Here is a 20,607-nt window from a genome sequence, read left to right as displayed (position 1 = left end):
TTAGCCCCTACTTGGAACGCCGTTTCGACACGGCGTCAGTGGCTCATTTCGACAAACCCTCCCGCTTCGTTCTAGCCTCTAGTCGCTTCCGTGCGCCCTCGCGCCGCTGCGCGGCCGTCGTCTGCGCATAGCGGAGCAGAGCGGCCGTCGTCAGGTGGCCGCTGAGCGCGCGAAGCTGCGCGTCGGTCAAGCCGGCCTCTGCGCCCTCGACGTTGCCGCCGTGGCGCAGGCCCATGAACTTCACCTCCGCGTCGATGCCGGCCGCCTCGCGGATCTCCGCGACCTGGTGGCGGAAGTAGTCGGGTTGCCAAGGCAGGTGCACCTTGCGGCGGCGGTCGAGCTGATCGCGCGTGACGATCAGCGTCCCGCGCCGCGGCAGCGCATCAAGGCGCGCCGTCATCTCCGGCCAGAGCGACGTGCCGTCCGTGTCGAACAGCGGCACCTCGACCAGCTCGCCGGTCTTGTGGTGGAACACGCGCACGATGCCCGGCGCGTCCGCCGGCCGGTAGTGTGTCCAAGCGAGCCGGGTCAGGATGTCCTCCTGCCGCTGGAGCCAGAAGAACGCGATCATCGCCGCCGTGCCGATCGACCCCTCCCCGGCTTTGTCGGCGGCTGCGACGAAGCGGACTAGCTCGGCGTGCGTCACCGGCCGCGTCGCCTTGGCCTTATAGGCGAGCCCCATCTTGGCGAACGGGTTGTCGAGCGGAATCTCGCGCGGCCGGTCGCGGCGCGCCACGTTCCATGCTCGCTTGCAGACCGTCATCGCCAGGATGGCGGTGCGCACCCGAGCCGTGCCGTCAGCCTTGGTCTTGAGCCGGTCGTAGAGAGGTGCGCTCATGCCGCCTCTCCATCGAAGCCGGCCCAGCGGATCTGCGCGTCGCCTGTGATCAGGGCGGCGAGCGTCGGCTCGGCGGTGTCGTCGTCCTCGGCGTCAGCGTCACCGTCCAAAACGTCGAGGAAGGCGATGAGGCGGGCGGTGGCGTCGAGGGCCTGCTCGATGGCGAGTTCGACACGGCGACGAAGGGCGGTCCGGTCGACGGGCCGCTGCGTGACAAGGGGGACGACGGCGCTCACTGACGACCCCGCACGTCTGCCGACGACGTGTTGCCGGCCATCCGCTGGAGAACGGTGAGTCCCTCTTCCTTCGGATCCAAGCCAAGGTCGTCACAGATGTCCAGCGTCAGCCGAGCCAGCCCTTGCCAGCCGGCCTGGGTGGTGGGCGTCACGCTGAGTGCATGCTGGAAGGCGACCTCTGCTGCCTCGCAGGCCTCGAACCAAGCTGGCGGTAGGTCTGCGTCCCGGTTGTCACGACGGTGCTGATCCAGAACCGCCAGCGCATGGTCGATCGCCTCCCGCGTGTTCGCGATGCTGGCAAAGATCGGGTCGGGCTGTTCGCCGATGCGCAGCACGTCGGCCAGTAAGCTTTGAAGGATGGCGGTTTCGTCGAGAGGGTCGTCGTCCTCATCAGCCTTTGTGCGGCAAATCTCGGCGGCGATCTTGGCCTTCGTCGTTAGGCCTTCGAGCGTGTGTGCGGGCAGCGCGCGCGCCCGGAGGATAGCTGCGTCGTAAGCTTTGGTGGCGGCATCGAAGGCGGCGTCGAGCACAGGCAAGCCATGCGCGGCCCGGTATGCCTCAAGTTCGGCCTGCCACCGATCCCAAGCCGCGATGATCGCCTCGGCGCGCTGCTGAGCGGCCTCATGGATGCTCAAGATGGTCCCATCCGGGCGACGGTAACCATCCCCTTTCTTGACGAGGTAGACCGCCACCCGCGGGACAGCGCGCAACTGCTCAACCTCCTTGGCGCCGTAGGGCAGCCGCGCATCCCATCATCAGGACCATCATCATGACCCGTGTGCTTCTGCTCGCGGCGCTGGCGCTCGCCTGTGCCGCGTCTCCCGCTCTCGCCGCCGAGGTCGCCACCGTCGGCGACAAGCCCGTGCTGATCCCGTGGGGCGACTGGCTCGTCGCGCTCGCCGTTTCCCTGCGCGAGCCGATCCTCACCATCCTCCTGCCGATCATCGCGGCCTACATCATCCAGGCCATCCGCAAGGTCTATCCATGGGCGGCCCTGTTCCTGACGCAGAAGCGCGTCGAGATGATGCTTGAGGCCGGCGTCGGCTACGGCCTGAACGCAGTGAACGGCGCGGCCAAGGGCAAGACGCTTTCTGTCAACGTGGCCGTGCCGGTGATCGCTAAGGGAACGCAGTACCTCGTCGACACCGCGCCGTCCGCGGTCATCAAGGCGGCCGGCGGCGCCGATGGCATCGCGGCCCGGATCTTCCGCAAGCTCGACCTCGATGACCACGCCAGCGAGCAGGCCGTGCTGGTCCCGGCGCAGGAGCAGATCGGCGCGGGCACGGTGAACGCCGACGAGCTGCGCCGCATGGACGAGATGACCCGGCGCTGATCGCGTTGGACACAGCTGCGCGCTGAGGATGGCATGCCGCATCGAAAAGAGGTGTCCCTTGAGCGCGCACGCGAACTCGTCCGCATCCTTGAGGCGCAGTTGCCCGACCGGATGCCGGCGCCCCCGAACACCGAACTCGGAGAGAGGTTCGATCAGCGCCTGATGGAGAGCCAGGGCCGACGCGATGGCCGGGACATTCACATGTTCCCGGCGCACCTCCGCATCTGGTTCGACACGCTCAGCGTGGACGACGTGCAGAAGCTGGAGCGCCTGATGGCGGTGAAGGCTGAAACCGTCGCCTGGATCGACGCCAAGAACGGGCGCGAGTTGCAGAAGCTCGACGGCGCGGTGGAGTTCATCACCTCCTCGCGCACGGCCGCCAAGGTGTTGATCTGGATCGGCGGCATGGCAGTCGCCTTCGTCGGCGGCGTCGCGGCCCTCGCCAAGAACGGCATCGACCTGTTTTCCATGCTGCGGGGCGGCCGATGATGGGCTTGCGGCTCTTCGGCTACACCTGCCTCGGCATCATCTCGGCGGCCATTCTCGCGACGGCCGGCACGCTGGCGTGGTTCATCGCAGATCGCGGCGTGCCCGTGGTGGTGCCGGAGACGACGGTCCTGACGCCTACGGTGAAGCCCGGCGGGCGCCTCTACATCCGGCAGAAGGTCAACTATCTCCGCGACTGCCGGGGCAACGTTGATCGCGCCCTCTTCGACGCGCACACGCACCGGGCGATCCTACCGCCGGTCAAATACGAGCGTCCGCCGCAGGGGCTCGGGCTGCGCGTCATCACTACGTGCTTCACGGTGCCGGAGGAGTTCGAGCCCGGAGAGGGGCAGTACCACGCAGCCCCGGAGTACGCGTGCAACCCGCTGCAGCGCTACTACTGGCCGATCACGCGAGCGCAGAACGTGGTCAAGTTCCAGATCGTGCCGCGGTAGCCCCCTTCCCGGTCCGCTCCACATCAGCCCCGTGGGGCTCAAGCGGGCGTGGACCCTTTGCTCGGGCATCCTCACGCTTGCGATGGAGTCTGCCGCAGCGAACTTCCTGAAACAGCAATCACCCAGAAAATAAAACCGCCACACGCGCCGAAAAGTGCAGTTTTGAATATTGTCAGAAACATTTCTTGCCAGCCATAAGCCGTCCGCGTGTAATCAATGACTGTGGCTCTGTCTCCAATGCCTGCATATTGGGGAGGAAAAAACAACATTACTATCAGCCACGGGAGCGACGCCGTCACAGCACCAACTAGAGCGCAATTGACTGGGCTCGGATGGAGCTTTTTGCGGAGCATTAGAAAAGCAGGGATGCCCAGCATCACGGCTGCCGGGTATGCGCCAAACAAAGCGTACATCCTTGCGGTACGCCATACCTGATCGATTGGGTGCAATCCGGCGTATTTCTCGGGCTTTGAAAGCGCCATGAGCAGCGCTGCGGCCCCCGGCGCGATGCTAAACGCAGCGATAATCCTCCAAAGAGGAGCGGGCGCACGGCTCGGCGAGTCAATTGTCATTCCGCGACTCTAACCGAACCGACCATACAAGGCAGCATCCAGCGCACGCGCCCCTACATCGGCGACTGGTGGCGGACCGGGGAGATCTGGAGCAACGGGCCGGCACCGAGTGGACCGCCCTGGGCGGATCGCCGTAGCCTTTCCCCGTCCAGATCATCGACGACCCCACTTCAGCCCAGCCCGGCGCAGCCGCGGCGGGGTTTTCGTTTCAGGCCCGACGCGCCGCCGGAGCATCCGCTTCCGCACCTCGGCCGTCCGGTCGGCGAGCAGATTGAACCCAAGGAATGCCTATTGATAGGTAAATCCTGCGGATTGTATGCGCTGCCGCGCTTTCATATGGATACGTCTGAGCATTTGCGGGCAGAGTCCGCAAGATAATTACTGGCTTGCCGTTGAGTGGGCCATCGCATGCCGGCCGACGGCATTGCGACGACTTGTTGGGGCTGCTGTGAAATCGCTTACAGTTACTGAAGTGCCTCGGAGCCTGGACTGGCATGAAGCTGTCCGCCAGAGCGAGAGCGCCAATGTTTACGCTTCGGAGAAGTGGGGAGAGTACAAAAGGCGCCTCGGCTGGTCGGTGAAGCGCGTCATTATAAGCGACCAATCAGGCCGAGAGCTTGGGTTAGCCCAATATCAAGTACGAAAGCGCGGCCCTTCCCGCTTTATTCTTGCGCAGGGTTGCCCGCTTTTAACCGAGAAAGGGACCTTTCAGGCGAAAGAGGTCTTCGAAGCCTTTATTGCGCACCTAGATCTAGGCCGTCTCGATCTGCTTGGCATCAAATATCATCACTTCGAGACGGGTGAAGCGAAGCTTGCGCTCCTAGCTCATGGATTTCGCCCGGTGATTTCGGCCAAAGATCATACGCTTGAGGTCGATCTCTCACAAAGCATGGAATCGATCAGGTCGGCTTTGGATGGCCGCTGGCGCAACGCACTTATGAAAGCGGAGCGTAATAATAATATCGTTATAAAGTTCATCCACAGTCCGCCAGAGAGATATGTAGCATTTGACGCATTTTCCGAGATGTACACTTCTCTCAAAGAGAGAAAGGGGTTCAAAAATAGTCTTAACATCCAGATATACCGCGAACTGGCCGCGCACGACACTTGCCTGGAATTTCAAGAGGTTCGTGAAAATGGCGAACCGGTCCTTGTCCGTATAGCTCATAAATCTCGCCATCGCTGGACCGATTTTTATGTCGCCTCAAACGAACGCGCCCGGGCGATGGAAGTGCCGAGGCTTGCTCTGTGGCGAGCGATCGAGAAAGCCAAACAGGAGGGCGCCTCGATCTACGATCTCGGTGGGATTGATCCTGCGAACAACCGGGGTGTCTTCGTGTTCAAGGCTGGCGTGACGCGAAATGTTGCCCAGGCAACTCCGTTGTGGCTTTACAGCCGGTCTTCTGTCGTCCGCGATGTCGCCGCCTCAATCCTTGGCCGTCGCTGACGGCGCTCTTGCATGTGGAGGTCGTAGGGCTTGCTCGCGCGACTGCGCCACGGTAGCGAGCATCCGCTTCCGCACCTCAGCCATGCGGTCGTCATCACCGATGCCGGCCTCGGCAGCCTCTTCCCCGACGGCCTCATAAATCTGCCGCACGGTCCCCTCGTCCAGGCCGAGACCGCGGGCGAAACCGAGCAGGCTGCGCATCTCGGCGGTGGATCGATCGAACGGGCTGGAACGCGTACGAAGCGTGCTCTCTTTGGGAGGTTCAGCGCCGATCCATAGCGCTGCTCCGCATTCCGCTCCTCCCTGCCCTGCACCGGGGCGGTGTTGACCAAGTAAGCCCGGTGGTACTCGAAGCGCGCTTCACGTTCTTCGCACTAGATCTGGCCTCACTGGTCACGCCGCCGACGAAGCCAACGCCTGAGGCCAATCAGCAGCGCGGCGGCGAGGACCAGGATCCCGATAACCGGATGGATCACCACTCCGGCCTGGAACAAGACAAAGACGCCCAGCGCCACCATCCAGGGCTTCATCGGCGCGGCCTCCGGATCAACTTGCGGGGCGGGCGCCGGATCGACGGAGGATGGGGCGGAACTGCGACCGATCACCGGCACGAAACTGCGGCCCGAGGGCGTGGCACGCCGAGCGGGGGCCGCCGCCTCCGCTGCCGCCTGCGCCAGGATTGGATCGGGTTCGGGCACGGGCCGGGCCGCCGACTCCCACCAGCGCGGAAGCGGCTCCACGCCGCGCGCTGCTCGGGCGCGGAACTCCGACATGCGCGGTCGGGCGGCCGGAACCTGCACACCGTTGGGTTCGGCGAGGGCCTGCGCCCGCGCGACCAGGGGAGCGCCGGCATCGGGCGTGACCATGCGGACGAAGTGGGCGAAGCCGAGCGCGGCGCGCAGCACGCCATTTTCACCGCTTCCACCCCAGCGACGGCCGGTGGGCCCGTGCCGCTCGAGGCCGTGTAGCAAGGCACGGAAGCGGCGCAGGGTTTCGCGGGGCACCGCCACGCGCTCGTTCACCGTCAGCCCCGTCACTTCCTGATGGCGTCCGCGGCGCATTACCCGGGTCTTGTCGGGATGGACCGTGAAGCCTTCCGCCGCGACGATCTCGTGGACGTATTTGAGGAGGGCGCCGACCTTGCCCGATGCCTCGCCGGAAGCGGAGAAGGTCAGGTCGTCGGCGTAGCGGGTGTAGGTGAAGCCGAGGCTGCGGGCGAGGCCGGACAGCCGGGCATCGAGCCGGGTGCAGACGAGGTTGGTCAAAGCCGGGCTTGTTGGTGCGCCCTGCGGCAACCGGCGCGGCCCCCGCGCGGCGTAGAGGGTCTGCCCGTCAATCTCGACCGCATCGACGTCCGGCTCGGTGCAGATCAGCGCCAGCACGGTAGCGACAGGCTCGGCGTAGCCGAGGCCGCGGAACTTGCCCTTGATCCGGCGATAGTCGAGGCTCGGGAAGAAGTCCTTGAGATCGAGGTTGACCACCACGTCCCGGCCTACATGGGCGCCCGCGTTGGTAACGATCGAGCGGCCGGGAACGAAGCCGTGGGCGGCCTCGTGGACGGGAGCGCGGGCCAGCAGAGCGTCGAGAACCCAGTACTGCGCCCGCTTCAGCCGTGGCATTGGCGCCGAGATCGTGCGCAGGCCACCGGCCTTCTTCGGGATGGTGAAGCGCTGGTAGTGGCTCACCGTGGCGAGAGCCCGATCGTAGGCGAGGAAGCGCAGTTCATTCAGGGAAATTCCCATGGCCTGGGCCAGCACCTTCGGGCTCGCCAGAGCGGGCAGGCCGGGGGTGGGCTCGCGCGCGGGATGGGCCGGCCTCGAGAGCCCCGCCGAGACGCCCTCCCCAAGATAAAGCAGTTCGTCGTCGCGGCGAGCATGCCAGGCGAGCGCCCGCTCGTGGCGCCCCTGCGCGTTGCGAAGTTTGGTCTCGCGCCGCCGCTTCAGTGCCGCCTTCTTGCGGCGGCGATGCATCTCCTTGAGGGCCGCGTCGGGGTTGCGCCAGAGCGCCTCGCGCCGGTGCAGGTCGGTGATGGCCCGGCTGATCTCGCCGCGGCGGCGGATCAGGTCCTCGGGCAGGTTCGGCTGATCCGCCCCTTCCGGCCAGTAGCCGAGGCGGATCATCTCCTCCAGCACGACCTCGTCCTTCGAGCTCTCGCGGATACGGTCGTAGAGTTGCTGGCGGGTCAGGGAGCCGGGTTGCGCGCTCACGGGCGCCCCCCCGTGCGCGGCATCGAGGCGGACATGTGGGCAGGTACGAGGGGCGCCGGTCGGGATGCCTTCGTCAAGTCTCGGGACCGGCGCGCTCCACTCGAAGCCGGCACGACCACCCCGGCGCGTTTGGGTTCAGGGAACCCAAATCGAGAACGCGCCGGGGTGGTCAGTGCCGGCCCAGTGAAGAGCGGGCCGGTGACGCTTTGCCGGGCAGGGTGCAGGGACGGCGAAACGCCGCCCAGGATGCAAGGTCCGCCCCCGCCGACTCCCCTCGTGAGCGCGAGCGTAGGCCAAGCCGAGGCCGGCATCAATCGTCTCCCGGTCACGCCTGTCGCCCCATCGACCTGCCCTCGACCTGCCCGTGAAAGAACCGGCGCAGGGCGAGCATATGCTCGCAGGGGCCGCGCATGAGCCGGTTGTGGATGAAGAAGCCGCAGCCGCAGGTTCCCTCGACCATGCGGTCGTCCGCATCGATCGCGATGGTGGGGCGAAGCGCCTTGCCGTTGTCCAGCACGGTGCCGGAGAGGCGGCGCCTTTCGTCCGAGTGCTCGACAGAATCGAGGGTGACGAGCCCGGCCGCGAGGAAGCGATCGGCCTTCGCCTCCTGCTCCGAGGCGAAGCGCAGGGCGCCCGGCTCCAGCGGCTCACGGGTCAGCTCCCGCAGGCGGTAGACCCGCTTGTCGAGGTCGAACATGGCCCGGCCCGCCTGGACGTAGCCGCCGAGCGCGGCCTCCGCCGTCACCCGGTCGACCCCGGTCTCGGCCGCGAGGGTCGCGGCGCTCGCGAAGTGGTGCCGCCTTAGGGCCGCGAGGACCCGGGCGGCTGTGTCGGGATCGACCGCGGTACGGGGTGCCAGGAGATCGAACTGCCCGGCGCGCGACCAGTCGTTGGCGGTCCAGCCGGAAAGGCCCAGCGTGAAGCGCAAGCCGCCGAAATCCACCACCGCGAAGGATGGCAGCCCGGTGCCGAGCAGGTGCAGCCGAACGGATTTCGCCAGCGGCAGCGCGCGGGCGAGGATCGCCAGCCTCCGCCGGCCCCACAGGCGGATCTCGGCGCCTGTGCTCCCCTGATAGATCGACCGGCGAAAGGTCAGCCGCTCGTTCCAGGGCTCGATCAGGACGGAAACCGGCCGGTCGGGCTCCAGCAGGAAGCGTAGGGAGCGCGGCCCGTGCCGTTCCTTGCGCGCGGCGAGCCGGGTCAGGATCGCGTGAAGGTCGACCGGGTGAAGATTGACGGTATGAGCGGGCTGCGCCATGGCACTCGACACTTGGAGGAAGCCGCGCATCCAGGAATCGGGCAGCTCGATCTTGTCCTCGCGATAGGCCGCCTCACCGGTGGTCTGCACCTCGAAGCCGGTCGGGTCGATCGACAGCTCGGTGTCGCGGTAGCTGCGGATCTTCTGGAACTCGTCGTAGAGGGCGTGGCTGTAGTCGATGTTGGTGGTGCCGCAGGCCATTGCGCCGAGGCGCTCGAAGGTTTCGTGGTCGCAGGACAGGCGCCCGTAGCTCGACTCGTCGAGGCTGAAACACTCGAAGAAGATCTCGTCCGGGTGGACGGTGATAACCGGGTCTAGCACGATCCAGGCGTCGAGATCCTCCTTGTAGAGGCGGTCGAAGTAGCGCTGCCGCGCCTGGTAGAATGGGCGCATCACCGCGTCGGTGCGGATGTCGATGTCCTTCAGTTCGCGGCGCAGCCCCTCGATCTCGGCGCGGATCGCGTCCTTCTCAGCCAGCGCCTCCGCGAGCAGTTGCCGCTCGTTGGCCTGGAGCCACGCGAGATAGGCGCTGCGGTCCTTCGGCTTGAAGCGCAGGTCCGAGACGACGACGTGGTGCAGCGCGGAGATCGCCTCGCGGAACGGCAGATGGTGGGCGACCTTGCCGGTGAAGAAGGTCGGCTCACGCAAGGTATCGGGCACGAAGCCGAGTCGGGTTGCGCCCGCGTCGGAGACGGCCCGGCTCTCGCCGAGATAGCGGTGGACGAAGTTCATCGAGTGGCTCCCGCGCCGTCCGCCGTGGTCCGCGCCTCGGGGAGGCGGCGCGCGATGGGCGTGTCGAGATCCGGATGGGCTTCTCCAATGTCGCGCAATGCCAGGACCGCGGCGCTCCGGTCGCGGGCGGTGCCGCTCAGGGAAAGGTCGGCGAAGAGCGGCAGCAATATCTCTGCCCGCGCGTGGCTAGCCAGGGCCTGCGCCCGCAGGAAGGCGGCCATCCTGTCCTTGGCCACCCTGCCCTTCAGCACCTGCAGCATCACGATGCGGGCGAGCGGGATCAGCCGCGCGAAGGCCGCCTCGCTGGCGAGCGACCGCTCGGTCAGGAGTTCGGTGATGAGCAGGTGCATCGAGGGCGAGGGATGTTCGAGCAGTCGCAGGAGTTGCGCCTCCGCGTCGTCGGGCCGAAGGCGGCTGCGCAGGAGGCTGCGGGCGAAGGCCAGCACCTCCGGTTTGACGCTGTCGGTGACGAGGGCGAGCGCGTCCGGTGTCCAGGCCTCCTCCGGCCATGTCCCGAAATGCGCGCGGGCGAAGGCGAGGGTGTCAGGCCACTCGCTCTCGACGAGGAGCACGGCGTCGGCTGCCTCGGCCCGGAAGCGGCCGGGCTCGGCTTCGTAGGCGGCGATCGCCCAGCGTCGTACCGAAAGATGCGGGTGGCCGCCGAGCCGCGCGATCTGGCGCACGCTGAACCCCTCGGGTGTCCTGTCGACCAGCACCGCCGCGCCCAGGAACTGGGCGCCCTTGGCCCGTGCCTGGAGCAGGCGCCACAGGGTGCCGGCGTCGAGCGCGGCAAGTTCGCCGGGGACTGCCTCGGTCAGGAGTGCCACCATGTCGCCGGGATAGGCGTCGTCGGGGGCGGCGTGGAACAGGCTGCCGATCAGGTCCCGCGCAAGGCGCGCGGCGAGCGCCGGGTCGGCGTCGGCGAGGCGCCGGACCAGCGGCCGCGCCGCACGGCGCAGCTCCGGGGAGGGACCGCTCGCGACGGCGAGGACCCGCGCGGCGTGGCGCTCGAGGCCGGCCGCGTCAAGCCGGGCCAGGAGTCCGAGGGCCGCTTCTCGGACTGCCTCCGACTCCGCGCCCACCAGTCTGTCCCAGAGATCGTCGGGCAGGCTCGCGGCGTCGATGTCGGAGCGCGCCAGCAGATCGATGCCGGCGGCGGCGACCTCCGGGGCGGGATGCGCCATCAGACCTGCGGCGTCCTCGCCGGAAACCGGCAGGCCGTGGGACGGCCAGAGCGCCGCGAGTCCCGCCCGCATCGCTCGGATCGCCGCGACCGCCGCCGCGTCGGGGACTGGGGGCAGCGCCCGTAGCCATTCCACCAGCCGCCGGCCGAGCGCCGCCGCCCCGTCGCGATCGAGCGGGCGGGTGCCGGCGAGGCGGATAACCGCCGCTGCGACATCCGCTGCCGGGCTCGTCAGCAGCGCGAAGGCGAGGGGCGTGTCCGACCAAAGCAGGGCGGGATCGGCCTCGATCCGCCGCAGGGCGAGGCCGCGCGCCTCGGGCAGGTCGGCGCCGACGAGGACGGCGAGGAGGCTCGGATCGACCGCGCCCCCGGCGAGCCGGTCCCGCGCCGTCTCGAAGGCCAGCTGCTGCGCCGCGAAGCTCGCGGCGTTCAGGAGGCGCCCGAGTTCGGCGGCCGTGAGAGCCTCCCGGGCGGCCGGATCGGCCCACAGCACCCGCACGCCGAGGCGGGCCACAGGCTCCACCCGCGCGTCCGCCGCTAGTCGCAGGGCCAGATCGGGCCGGGTGCTCCAGAGGTCCGGAAAGGCCTCGTCGCGGCGGTCCGGATCGGGCTCGGCCCGTTCGAGGAAGATCAGCGAACGGTTCCGCGGCATCGCCTGGGGCGCGTGGCGGTAGAGGAGCTGGCTCGCGGTCCAGTTGCGCCCGAGCGGGCCCTGGGCGCGGGGCTCGCGGCCCCAATTGCCGTCCGGTCGACGCGTCCAGGCAGTCCAGGCCTTGCGCGGGTCCAGATCCTCGGGCGAGAGGCGCAGCAGGAAGGCGGCGGCCATCTCCGCGAAAGCCGGATCACCGGCCTCGCCACGCTTGCGCAGGGCGCGCCAGATCCGGCGCTTGAGATAGAGATGCGTGGCCGAGGACAGGCCGATCCGCCGATCCAACACGCCCCGGCTGGTGCGAAGCGTGATGGAGCGACCGAGTTCCGGCACGAAGGCGTAGGCGCGGCCGGAGCGGTACATCGCGGTCGCGGTCTCGAACCGGTGGGCGGTGGCACCGAAAAGGCCGGCATCGTCGGCCATCTCCGCATGTTTGAACAGGCGGCGCAGGCCCAGCAGATAGGGCGGCCGGGCCGGCAGCCGGGCGAGCGCCGCGCAGAGGGCAACGTGCAGGCGCGGCTCCCGCCGGGCGCGCCGTCCGAGCGCCACCAGCGCCGGCCCGACCCCTCCGGCGTCCTCTCCGGCAAGAGCTTCGAGCGCGGCGCACAGACTGGCGACGTCACCAGCCTCGGCTGCACACGTGACGGCGGCGGGTAGATCGGGCTCGTCGCCTCCTTCACTGTTTTCGACGCCGGTCGGCATCGCGGCCACGGCGAAGCGAGCGAGATCGCGAGTCGCGACGCCCCCCTGACCGGTGGCGATGCGCTCCAGCGCAGGCACCGATTCCGGGCCGCCAGCCCGCGCCAGGGCCCAGACCAGGGAGTAGCTCGCCTGCGCCGGATGGGTGCCCCGCGCCAAGGCGACAAGACCGGGTGCCGCTCGCGCGATCCGCAGCTGGCCGATACGCCAGAGCAGGCGGTCGCGCTCCGCGCCCCGCCATCCCTGCCGACAGCAGGCCGAGAGGCGCGCGAGCAGTACGGCATCGCGCCCGTCGGGGCCGTCCTCGGCCGACCCGTTGGCCGCATCCTCGCCGTCGCGTTCGATCTGATCCGTCCGGCGATAGCCCTCGTTGAGCTTGGACACGAGGACGCTCTCGAAAATCTTCGCGGCGGCCGCTTCCGCGACTGGCTGCACGATCTTCGTTCCCTCGCGAAGGGTCTTTCCCCTTCGTCCGTAGCGGACGTTGACGAGGTAGCGCTCGGGCAGGATCAGCGCGTCGTTCTCGACGAGATCGATCTCGTAGACTTTGTCGGAGGAGCCTTCCTTCAGATGAAGGCGCGCCGTTCGGACGACCCTCATGCGGCGGCATCTGCAAGGGCGGCGATCACCAACTGGCCAGAGGCGCGTGCAGCACGGGGACCGGCAGCCCGATCTCCGTGGCCATCTACAAGCATGGGCATCCGGTCTCCTCTGGGTGGACGGATGTCGGGCGACGCGCGGCGTACGGCGTCTCGATGTGCGGTAAAGCGTAGCCTTCGGAAGCGTCGGAGGGCAAGCGCGCGACTTGCCAGCTACAGGTCATGGGCGGCGACGAGGTTCGGCACAGCTGGCCAGGACGCGACTGGCGGCGCTAAGCTCGACCACATGAGCGAGATTGAGGACGTGCAGGCCGGAGCGGCCCACCGCATCACCTTCACCGAACCTATGGTACGGGATGCGACCGATCGGGTCCCAATCTCTCAAACCGATGTCTCTAAAGCGCGACAGCTTGATCCGGGGCCTAGTGCTCATCGGGGCGCCTCTTAAACGTCCGCTTCCCACCCTTAGCGGACGCTACCTGTAGCGACGACGATCTGGTTCAGCCTACCCTGTGAGCGTTCACCCGCGCTCCGTCCTCATTGGATGACAAGGATCGTTCGTTAACAGCGGACCCGATTGTCAAGCTGCGTTAAGCGCCTACGGCGTGGGCGCTTTCAGGCCGCTTGGTTCGCTCTCCTCCTGCTCTTCTGAGAATTTTCCTCGCATTTCCATGAGGGAAAGCGCTGATCGAGCCGTCATAGCAATACGTTGGGGCCATCCACTCTTTACAAAATCATCTTTGGTAACGCTCGCAGAGGTATCTCGACACGCCTCGTCTACAAGCTTGAGCACCTCAAACAACGCCGTCTTTTCATCGTTTGTGATGGCCGTGTTGGGAGGGAACTCTGGATAATCAGGTACCCAGTCGAACAAAGCTTGAAAATACTCGCCGAGACCTGGGAAGAACAGCGTGTCTTCCCAATCCACAAGACAAGCAAGCTCCTCCATCATCCGGTTGCGACAGCGCTGGTGACGCAGACGATCGGATATGTCGTTGGTCATCATGTATCGTCCGGTGCCGGGGACAAGGTTCGTTCCGAGGTCGGGTGCCCGCCTCATCATGAGCGTTCGTAGCCGAAGCCGCCCCAATGTCACGCCCATCACGGCGAGGACGACGATGACCCCTTGCTTCTTCGTCGTGACCTTGGCCGGTTCTGGAAGCGAAGTAGCCCGTTGCAGTGTCCTTGCTGACTGCCCGCTTCCCAATCATCGTGGGTCTTCCATACTGATCTTTCCGATGCAACAATGACGTCATGACCTAGGATGTTTTAGCAAAGTTTAATTAGATGTTTATAAGGACTTTATTTTGAACTAAATGTGGCCTCCAGGCTTCTGCAATCACAAACCACAGGAGCTCATCATGCGACAGGTCCTTGCTGCTACGTTAGCCTTGCCGCTCGTTCTCACTGGCGCAAATGCGGTACAAGCACAGCAACCATCAAGGCCCTCTTCAGATAACGCCTCGCCTGGTACGTCAGGCGAGAAGCAGAAAGGCGACCAGCTGAAAGCAGGAGAGATGGGGGGCGGGTCTGGCAATACCGGCCAACCGGGTGATTCGCCCGCAAGCAGTGGAAACGCGACACAGGACTCGCGGACTACTAAGACGCGCGATCGCTAACTGACCGACACTGAGCCTTGCAGCAGGCTTAGATTATGCTCGAGCACAGACGTAATTTTGTGCTCGGCCCATTGTTCATCAGTCGACTATTCTGCCTACGCGCTATTCTGCTAAGTAACGAGCATGAGCAGGGTCGCGCAGCCACCCCCCATAGCGGACGTGGCCCTACACCCGCGACTGGTCGCGGACGGCTGTGTTAGGCCTCGGCGGACCGGCGCAGAGCTGACACGACCGGGCTGATCCGGCGGACGCTACTAGTCTTGGCCCTCCCTGTCTCCAGCAGGTACCGTAGACGTATCTTGCCCCGCCCGGTTCGCCGCGGCGGGGTCTTTCCATTTAGGTCAAATAGATTATGCAGCATTGAATGGCCCGCAACTAAAACAAATTTCGGAGAAACACCACACCGGTGCATTTTGTATTCCGTTGAACTATTATGTTCGTGGGAGCGTATTCCTGAAGCGATTCCGAGTCGGAGCTTGAAGATACAAGGATAACGTGAATATGCCCCGCTACTACATCGACACATATGATCGGCTTGCGTTCATCGACGACGAGGGACACAATCTGCCCAACGAGGCGGCGGCAAGGGCTCTTGTACAGCGCTCGTTAGTCGCGATGGCCGCAGAGCAGGCAGCCACTCGTTCATCGACCCATCTTCGAGCTGAAGTGCGCGACGAGGCCGGAAAGCGGGTTGTGGCAGCGTCGGTAACCGTCTCGGTCGAATGGACCGGCGGAGGTGGCGTTCAGTCTCTCAGATGAGGGTGCGCGATCCGGTGATACTCAGCCGGAACAGCAACATCCAAATGAGGTCCCTCCCCCACTACCTCACGATTCCATAGCGCAACTCACCCCGCTCGGCCCAACCGCAGCGGGGTTTTCATTTGAAGCGTGCCTAGGTGCTGCGGCTTCCGCAGAATTTACGCCCGCGGGGCCATCAAGATGCCCCGCGAGTTCAGGACCAGGGGCGAGATTCCGGATGCAGAAGGCTGCTAGTTCAGCAGTCGTTACTGTTCTGCCCCTGAACGACCTTACCCTCTGGCGGCTTCTTCTCACCGGGGCCGGGCTTCTCAGTAGAGCCCACGTTGTTCATGGCGCCCACTGTCTTCGGCGCACCTGCGTGCTCGCCTCCGGCAAGGTTCTTCGTCGTCTGGTCCGTGTTCGAACTCTTGTCCCCGGACGCGTTCTGCCCTTGGCTATTCGTGGTCTTTCCGACTGCGCAGGGAGCCGCGACAGCTGTTGCTCCGGTCAGCGTCAGGATAGCCGCAGCAGCGGCCAGTGTGTGGCTCAGCTTCATTGCTTCCTCCAGGCTGTTGCCTATCCCAGCAACCAAACCTGCTACACCCGGGTTCCGCTCATGGTGGGCTCGACCGGGCAGGCCGTGTCGGCCATCGGCTCGATCACGGCGCGCATCCAGGAGATCAGTGGCGTGGCCACCGCCATCGCCGCGGCGGTCGAGGAGCAAGGCGCGGCCACGCAGGAGATCGTGCGCAACGTGGCTCAGGCTGCGATGGGCACGGGCGAGGTGACGAACAACATCGCGGGCGTGGCCAGTGCGGTTGAGGAGACGGGAGCGGCGGCTTCTCAGGTTCTCGGCGCGGCCTCCGAACTGTCGCGTCAGTCCGAGCACCTCTCGGCCGAGGTCTCCCGCTTCCTCGCGACCGTCCGGGCGGCCTGAGATGGCGACGGCCGAGATCCGGTTGCTGGCGGGCGGCCTGGATCTGACTGAAGCGGCCCGGCTAGTGCAGGCACTCGGCCGGGCGACGCTGTCCAGCCCAGGTGCACGGCCTCGGCACCAAAGCGCTCGATGAAGTCGGTGCAGGCCTCGTGGATGTTCGCCCAGGCGGCGGCGCCAAGGTACCGGCACGGTGAGGAGTTCGGGCGGAGCGCACCGAAGGCTTTGCGCCAATCGGCGGCTTCGGTCGGGAGCGGATCGGACGCGAGTTCGGGAAGGAGCATCGAGGCTGCCGGCTGATGGCGGGCCCGACGGCGTAGCGGCGCAGTGTTGCTTCAAGCTTGCTGGTCGCCAGCGGACGACCTCCGGTGCTTCCTGCCGTCGCCGAGGGCGGTTGATGGTAGGGACTTGGGCCCTCCCTACGCGCCCTCCGCAAGCCTCTTGAGGCTCGCTAAATCCCTTCTGACCCAAGCCTCGTCCGCGGCGAGTTTCTCATCGCTCATGTCTGGCTGTCGGAACAGGGTCAGCATTACCTCGCTGCCTTCTCCGTTCGCGATGATCCGCATGGGGACGTAGACGACGCGCCCGTCTCCAAGATCAACCCAGTGGTCCATCACGCCGAAGCTATTGTGCTCCGAAAACGTGATCCTGATAGGCCCTTCCGGTCCCTGAGCACTCCACGCTGCCCCTTCGCGTTTCAGAGGCGCGTTGCTGAGACCTGACGCCCATTTCGGGAAGGTCTCGGGCATCCAGATCATCTCGTAAAGTTCGCGTGCGGTTCTCCGAACCGACCAAGTGATCACTTTGGCTTCCAACATGCTCTGCCCTGAAACAACCAACGAGCATGCCTCGACCCGCTACGCCGCGGATCGGACAGCGCTCAAAAGATAATCACGAAGCATCAGCTTGAAGCCACTTTCAAGCGCTCAAGCCTCCCGCGCCCGCGCCAGCAGGATCGCAGTTCGCACTGCTGCACGCTTCACGGGGAGGCCGGCTTCAGGGTTGCTGACGATCTGGCTCGCTCATGCGTGGCCCGCGACGGCCGCAGCGAGGTCGAGCACGTAGCCGTCGGCGATCGGATGGGCATCAGTCGCAGGATCGGCCTGTAAGCCTCGACGGCCGCGTTCACCTGCTCGTCGGTGACGGCCTTGGCCTTGAAGAGTTCGCCGATAGCAGGAGATGGATCAGCCGTCTGCGAAGCCTGATGCGTCGCTTAAGCGCCACTAGCCATTGTTTCGGTCGCGTACTGCGCAGCCTCAAAAACGATCTAGCCCAGGCATCACGTAAGATTGTGTTTTTCTGAGCCTCGCTTTTTAGTTGTGAGGCGCCATATAATGATTTCCCTCTGCGCAATCTCGTGCCTTGGGCGACGGTAACGATGCGGAGGTCCCGATGGCCAAGTTCCTTGCGAACGGCACGGCACGATCAGTCACGACCGAGGATTTCAATCTACGTGCGAAGCTGGTGCTCGCGAGAACACGAGACCCATTGCCGGCGGAAAAGCGCGAAAGAAGCCCACGCTGGTCCAACAGGCACCCGGCGAAAGCAGCCGGTTAAGCTCGTTTGTTATATGGCCTGCCCTACATAGGCGAGGGTGCGATCGGGCAACCGGTCCAGCTAGCTCGTCGTGGCGCACCACGCCTTCATGCTCACACCCGAGCGCCACACTGTAGAGCGCGATCCTGGTCTCACCCTCGGCGATCCATGCGGCAACGATGGGTAGTCCGAATGGGCGACGCCGAGGTTGTGTTTCAGTTTAGAGTTTGGACGCGGTTGAGCCAGTTGGGCGTTCCGGCTCCCTAACCCTCGCGTAGCTCCTCCCGCAAGCGTATGCAGGTCGCCAAGCGGGAGGTGCCGATGTTTGACCGGCGAGAGCTTTACCAGAGTCCAAGTGGCGATGTCTGGTATCTTGGCCGAGAGTCAGAGAACGGCAGAGCCTTCATCATCCACCAGCCTAATGGTCCATGTGGAGGACAGCGTAGCCATATCGAGTTAGGGGGTTTTTGGCAGACGGAACCGGCGAGCCAGAACAGCAAGCCCTGCTTCGCCTGATCGGAACGCTCGTTGAGGTGCCGCCATATGCCGACCGGACCTGAAGGCCGACGCGCTCAGCCGATGCCATCGGCAGCGCCGTCCGCGTCACGCAGCCCGCGACCGCTGAGGAAGACTTCGCTCGAGAAGCCCATGAAGAACGAGGCTGCGGCTGAGATCGGCCGCAAAGACGAAGCCTTGTCGCTGCGCTGACATCTGCCATGATGGTTTAATGAGCGACATCCCGATCTGCGTCCACTACGTCGTCGTTCGACATCCTGAAGCCGAAGGACGGCTTTCTCCAACGCGGCTTTGGGTTGCCGTTCTCCCGCGTGATGAGGCGGTTGAGGCAGTTAGGAAGCAGGCTCCTGAGGGATGGCAAGTCGAGCTTGCGCCAAACCAACCGACGCATGATCAGGCAGCGGCGCTCAACCTACGCTATGGCGAAGTCCGAGAGATTACGGAGCGGACCTGATCGCCCTGCGGGCTTAACCAGGGCGGGAAACCGGAAGAGCACTGCTGCGGGTCAAAGTCGGAACGCCTGTTGGGGTGAACACGTCTGTGGCTTCGTGAATCGCGGCCGTTCGTTGCGTCTCCGTGGAACGGATCCCTGCACCATCGGGGCATGTGCGGTTAGGCCCGCATCGCGAAAGCCTAGACGAACCGTGTCGGCAGCACCTGCTCCGATCTAACTTTTCCGCCGAATGATGGCCTCGACCGTTTCGACAAATCCAAAAAGTTGTTGTATCTGAAAGAAGGCAGGTCAGCACTTTTGTCGAAATGGACGCTGGTAGACCAAGATTTTCTGACGACTCTTAATCAGCGGGTCCTAGGTTCGAACCCTAGTGCGCCCACCAATCATCTCCCTGAAAATACAGAACTCTCTCCAAGCGGCTCTAGACCGGTTTGAGACGGTCGGGAATTTTCGTTCTTGCTTCGAGCTTCTGAATCGCGGCCAGAGCGAGGGCCGGATCGCGGTTCAGGCAGTGGGAATCGAGGATTGTAGCGACATCTCGGTAGTGAGTGCTCAGTGAGCGTCGCGATCTCGGGAGCGGAGCAGCCGGCGAGCGCTAGGCGGCTCACGGCGGTCTCACGCAAGCCATGGAAAGTCAGGCCGGTGATGCCGGCCACAGCGCATGCCTTGCCCCCCGAGGTGCGGAAGCCGTCGCTAGTCCAAGGTCGGCCTTCCGAGTTCGGTACGATGATCGGGCTTGGCCGAGGCGTTGCAGTTGACGCCGCGCGCAGCGGGCCGCTCACGAGGATGACGACGTGCGCCTCCGCCTTGCCCTGCGTCAGGCGGATCGTCTGCCCGTCGTAGGCTGCTACGTGACGTCGATCATCACCTTCCTCGTCGAGCACAAGACGCTCGTGTTTATCGGCCTCGGGCTGTTCTTGATCATCAAGGCTGCGGGCTACGCGCTCGGTGGCTGGATCTAGTGCGGACAGCATTCTTCTGACGCCGCTTTCCAAGCAGGAGGACAGGAGCGCTTGCCGTCCGTTCCTGCCCATGCACTCCGCCGGCTCCTACAGCACCTACCGCCTGTTCGAGTGGCGCATGGCGACGATGATGGTGCTGATCGCCTTCACCCTCGCCATGCCGGATGACACCATGTTGCGCAATGCACTGAAGCCGATCGCCGAGATGGGGTTCAGCGAGGCCAACATGGCGCTGTTCCTCAACGGCTGCATCAACAACGTTCGCGTCGGGCCGAGGGGTGCCTATGCGAGGGCAATCGGCGCCGGGATCGGCTGCCTCATCATGGGCCAGTTCGCGATCGCCCTGATCTATGACGCCTTCACGGTGGCGCATGCGCCGAGCTTCGTCATCCCTGTGTTCGGGACGCTCGCCGGGTTCGAGGCCATTTCCGTCTACATCGCCGTGCTAGACGGCGTGTCGCGCCGGAGCCGGCTTGGCAAGGCTCCGGCGGCACTTGAGGAGGTTCGGGGCTGATGGACTGGCTCAGCTTCTCAAGGACGTGATCGCGACCGAGCAGTTCCTCCAGATCTTCACCGACGGCTGCACCATGATGCTGGTCGGCTGGATGGTCACGCGGGCACGAGGAGACCGCGATCACCTGCCGCCGCCCTTCCTGCAGGGACCGCGTGAGGCGATCGACCTGATGCGGGAATTGCGCGATCTCGCCCGTCGGCAGACCGAGGACACCAGCCGCATCGCGGAGCGCATCCGCATCATCCGCGAGGAGGCGAAGCAGCAGACCGAACTCCTTAGCCTGATCGAGCGCGAGCAGGCGATCCGAGAACAGGGTGCATCATGATCGGGATCGGACGTGACGCGCTGCTTCATAGCCGTGACCCTTGTCGGCATGATTACGAGCGGGAAGCCGGCCGAGGACACCCGCACCTATCCATTCATCAGACCAAGTGAGCGCATCAGCCGGTTTCTACGGAACCGGGCCGGCGCCCTCATGCGAGATTGGAGATCAACATCGGGCCGATCACGACCTTCGTCCGAGAGACGCCGGAGGCGGCGGCGCGGGTGCTGTGCGTGGAGCGTCAACCCCACGAGCCATGACGGTACTCACATCGCATTCCGCTGTTTCAAAGCCTGATGGACAGCGAAAATAATCTGT

Annotated in this window: 19 protein-coding genes and 3 pseudogenes; 10 read left to right on the top strand and 12 right to left on the bottom strand. The window is 65.3% G+C overall.

Features of this window, described 5'->3' with window-relative positions:
- Positions 1–43: 43 nt before the first annotated feature.
- The 3 genes from FHU13_RS07645 to FHU13_RS07635 are packed head-to-tail and all read right to left on the bottom strand — an operon-like array spanning position 44 to position 1,784.
- Positions 44–838, bottom strand: coding sequence for a hypothetical protein (locus FHU13_RS07645; protein ID WP_183435267.1), 795 nt, complete (start codon positions 836–838; stop codon positions 44–46).
- Positions 835–1,074 (bottom strand): hypothetical protein, encoded by a 240-nt coding sequence (locus FHU13_RS07640; RefSeq protein ID WP_183435266.1) that lies wholly within the window; start codon positions 1,072–1,074, stop codon positions 835–837. The genes FHU13_RS07645 and FHU13_RS07640 overlap by 4 nt, the downstream gene beginning before the upstream one ends.
- Positions 1,071–1,784 (bottom strand): hypothetical protein, encoded by a 714-nt coding sequence (locus tag FHU13_RS07635; protein ID WP_183435265.1) that lies wholly within the window; start codon positions 1,782–1,784, stop codon positions 1,071–1,073. The genes FHU13_RS07640 and FHU13_RS07635 overlap by 4 nt, the downstream gene beginning before the upstream one ends.
- A gap of 59 nt (positions 1,785–1,843) precedes the next feature.
- On the opposite strand from FHU13_RS07635, the gene FHU13_RS07630 reads away from it, so the two are divergent.
- The 3 genes from FHU13_RS07630 to FHU13_RS07620 are packed head-to-tail and all read left to right on the top strand — an operon-like array spanning position 1,844 to position 3,348.
- Entirely contained in the window at positions 1,844–2,407 is a 564-nt protein-coding gene (locus FHU13_RS07630; RefSeq protein WP_183435264.1) for a hypothetical protein, read from the top strand.
- A 51-nt stretch (positions 2,408–2,458) separates the two neighbouring features.
- On the top strand, positions 2,459–2,896 hold the full coding sequence (locus FHU13_RS07625; RefSeq protein WP_183435263.1) for a hypothetical protein: 438 nt from the start codon (positions 2,459–2,461) through the stop codon (positions 2,894–2,896).
- Positions 2,893–3,348, top strand: coding sequence for a hypothetical protein (locus FHU13_RS07620; protein ID WP_183435262.1), 456 nt, complete (start codon positions 2,893–2,895; stop codon positions 3,346–3,348). The genes FHU13_RS07625 and FHU13_RS07620 overlap by 4 nt, the downstream gene beginning before the upstream one ends.
- 71 nt (positions 3,349–3,419) lie before the next feature.
- On the opposite strand, the gene FHU13_RS07615 is transcribed toward FHU13_RS07620, so the two are convergent.
- Positions 3,420–3,920: a hypothetical protein gene (locus tag FHU13_RS07615; RefSeq protein ID WP_210287512.1), complete on the bottom strand. Its 501-nt coding sequence runs from the start codon at positions 3,918–3,920 to the stop codon at positions 3,420–3,422.
- A gap of 448 nt (positions 3,921–4,368) precedes the next feature.
- On the opposite strand from FHU13_RS07615, the gene FHU13_RS07610 reads away from it, so the two are divergent.
- Both FHU13_RS07610 and FHU13_RS07605 read left to right on the top strand, forming a co-directional pair.
- Positions 4,369–5,367, top strand: a complete 999-nt coding sequence (locus FHU13_RS07610) for a GNAT family N-acetyltransferase (protein ID WP_312889569.1) — start codon at positions 4,369–4,371, stop codon at positions 5,365–5,367.
- Between the two features lie 30 nt (positions 5,368–5,397).
- A complete protein-coding gene (locus FHU13_RS07605; RefSeq protein ID WP_183435260.1) occupies positions 5,398–5,646 on the top strand; it encodes a hypothetical protein in 249 nt (82 codons plus the stop codon).
- A 107-nt stretch (positions 5,647–5,753) separates the two neighbouring features.
- Here FHU13_RS07605 and FHU13_RS07600 read toward each other — a convergent pair whose 3' ends face one another.
- The 4 genes from FHU13_RS07600 to FHU13_RS07585 all read right to left on the bottom strand — a co-directional run bounded on the left by FHU13_RS07600 (position 5,754) and on the right by FHU13_RS07585 (position 13,700).
- Positions 5,754–7,574 carry a reverse transcriptase family protein gene (locus FHU13_RS07600; protein WP_183435259.1) on the bottom strand — a complete coding sequence of 607 codons (1,821 nt, stop codon included), beginning with the start codon at positions 7,572–7,574 and terminating at the stop codon, positions 5,754–5,756.
- Between the two features lie 325 nt (positions 7,575–7,899).
- Positions 7,900–9,564, bottom strand: coding sequence for an SWIM zinc finger domain-containing protein (locus FHU13_RS07595; RefSeq protein ID WP_183435258.1), 1,665 nt, complete (start codon positions 9,562–9,564; stop codon positions 7,900–7,902).
- Complete coding sequence (locus FHU13_RS07590) at positions 9,561–12,695, bottom strand: hypothetical protein (protein ID WP_183435257.1); 3,135 nt, start codon at positions 12,693–12,695, stop codon at positions 9,561–9,563. The genes FHU13_RS07595 and FHU13_RS07590 overlap by 4 nt, the downstream gene beginning before the upstream one ends.
- A 597-nt stretch (positions 12,696–13,292) precedes the next feature.
- The gene (locus FHU13_RS07585; protein WP_183435256.1) at positions 13,293–13,700 is read right to left on the bottom strand and encodes a hypothetical protein; all 408 of its coding nucleotides are present in this window, start codon (positions 13,698–13,700) and stop codon (positions 13,293–13,295) included.
- Positions 13,701–14,814: 1,114 nt separating this feature from the next.
- Here FHU13_RS07585 and FHU13_RS07580 point away from each other — a divergent pair.
- A complete protein-coding gene (locus tag FHU13_RS07580; RefSeq protein ID WP_183435255.1) occupies positions 14,815–15,072 on the top strand; it encodes a DUF6894 family protein in 258 nt (85 codons plus the stop codon).
- A 235-nt stretch (positions 15,073–15,307) separates the two neighbouring features.
- Here the strand turns inward: FHU13_RS07580 and FHU13_RS07575 are convergent, their stop codons facing one another.
- Positions 15,308–15,607, bottom strand: a complete 300-nt coding sequence (locus FHU13_RS07575; RefSeq protein WP_183435254.1) for a hypothetical protein — start codon at positions 15,605–15,607, stop codon at positions 15,308–15,310.
- A gap of 69 nt (positions 15,608–15,676) precedes the next feature.
- Between FHU13_RS07575 and FHU13_RS07570 the strand changes: the two are divergent.
- A pseudogene (locus FHU13_RS07570) lies at positions 15,677–15,988 on the top strand (methyl-accepting chemotaxis protein); the annotation flags it as partial.
- A gap of 86 nt (positions 15,989–16,074) precedes the next feature.
- On the opposite strand, the pseudogene FHU13_RS27620 reads toward FHU13_RS07570, so the two are convergent.
- From FHU13_RS27620 to FHU13_RS27615, 3 genes and pseudogenes are all read right to left on the bottom strand, one after another.
- Positions 16,075–16,269 (bottom strand): annotated as a pseudogene (locus FHU13_RS27620) (hypothetical protein); the annotation flags it as partial.
- A gap of 135 nt (positions 16,270–16,404) precedes the next feature.
- Positions 16,405–16,734, bottom strand: a complete 330-nt coding sequence (locus FHU13_RS07565) for a polyketide cyclase (RefSeq protein WP_246714541.1) — start codon at positions 16,732–16,734, stop codon at positions 16,405–16,407.
- A gap of 177 nt (positions 16,735–16,911) precedes the next feature.
- A pseudogene (locus FHU13_RS27615) lies at positions 16,912–17,156 on the bottom strand (hypothetical protein).
- A gap of 2,129 nt (positions 17,157–19,285) precedes the next feature.
- On the opposite strand from FHU13_RS27615, the gene FHU13_RS07560 reads away from it, so the two are divergent.
- From FHU13_RS07560 to FHU13_RS07550, 3 genes are all read left to right on the top strand, one after another.
- The gene (locus FHU13_RS07560; protein WP_183435252.1) at positions 19,286–19,453 is read left to right on the top strand and encodes a hypothetical protein; all 168 of its coding nucleotides are present in this window, start codon (positions 19,286–19,288) and stop codon (positions 19,451–19,453) included.
- Between the two features lie 70 nt (positions 19,454–19,523).
- Entirely contained in the window at positions 19,524–19,967 is a 444-nt protein-coding gene (locus FHU13_RS07555; RefSeq protein ID WP_183435251.1) for a hypothetical protein, read from the top strand.
- Positions 19,948–20,292 (top strand): hypothetical protein, encoded by a 345-nt coding sequence (locus tag FHU13_RS07550; RefSeq protein ID WP_183435250.1) that lies wholly within the window; start codon positions 19,948–19,950, stop codon positions 20,290–20,292. Before FHU13_RS07555 ends, FHU13_RS07550 begins: the two co-directional genes overlap by 20 nt.
- The last annotated feature ends 315 nt before the right edge of the window (positions 20,293–20,607 follow it).

The organism is Methylobacterium sp. R2-1, from assembly GCF_014191355.1.
In the GTDB taxonomy this organism is placed as follows: domain Bacteria; phylum Pseudomonadota; class Alphaproteobacteria; order Rhizobiales; family Beijerinckiaceae; genus Methylobacterium.
Note: the sequence above shows the minus strand (reverse complement) of the source record. Positions and strands in the feature narration are given on the sequence as shown.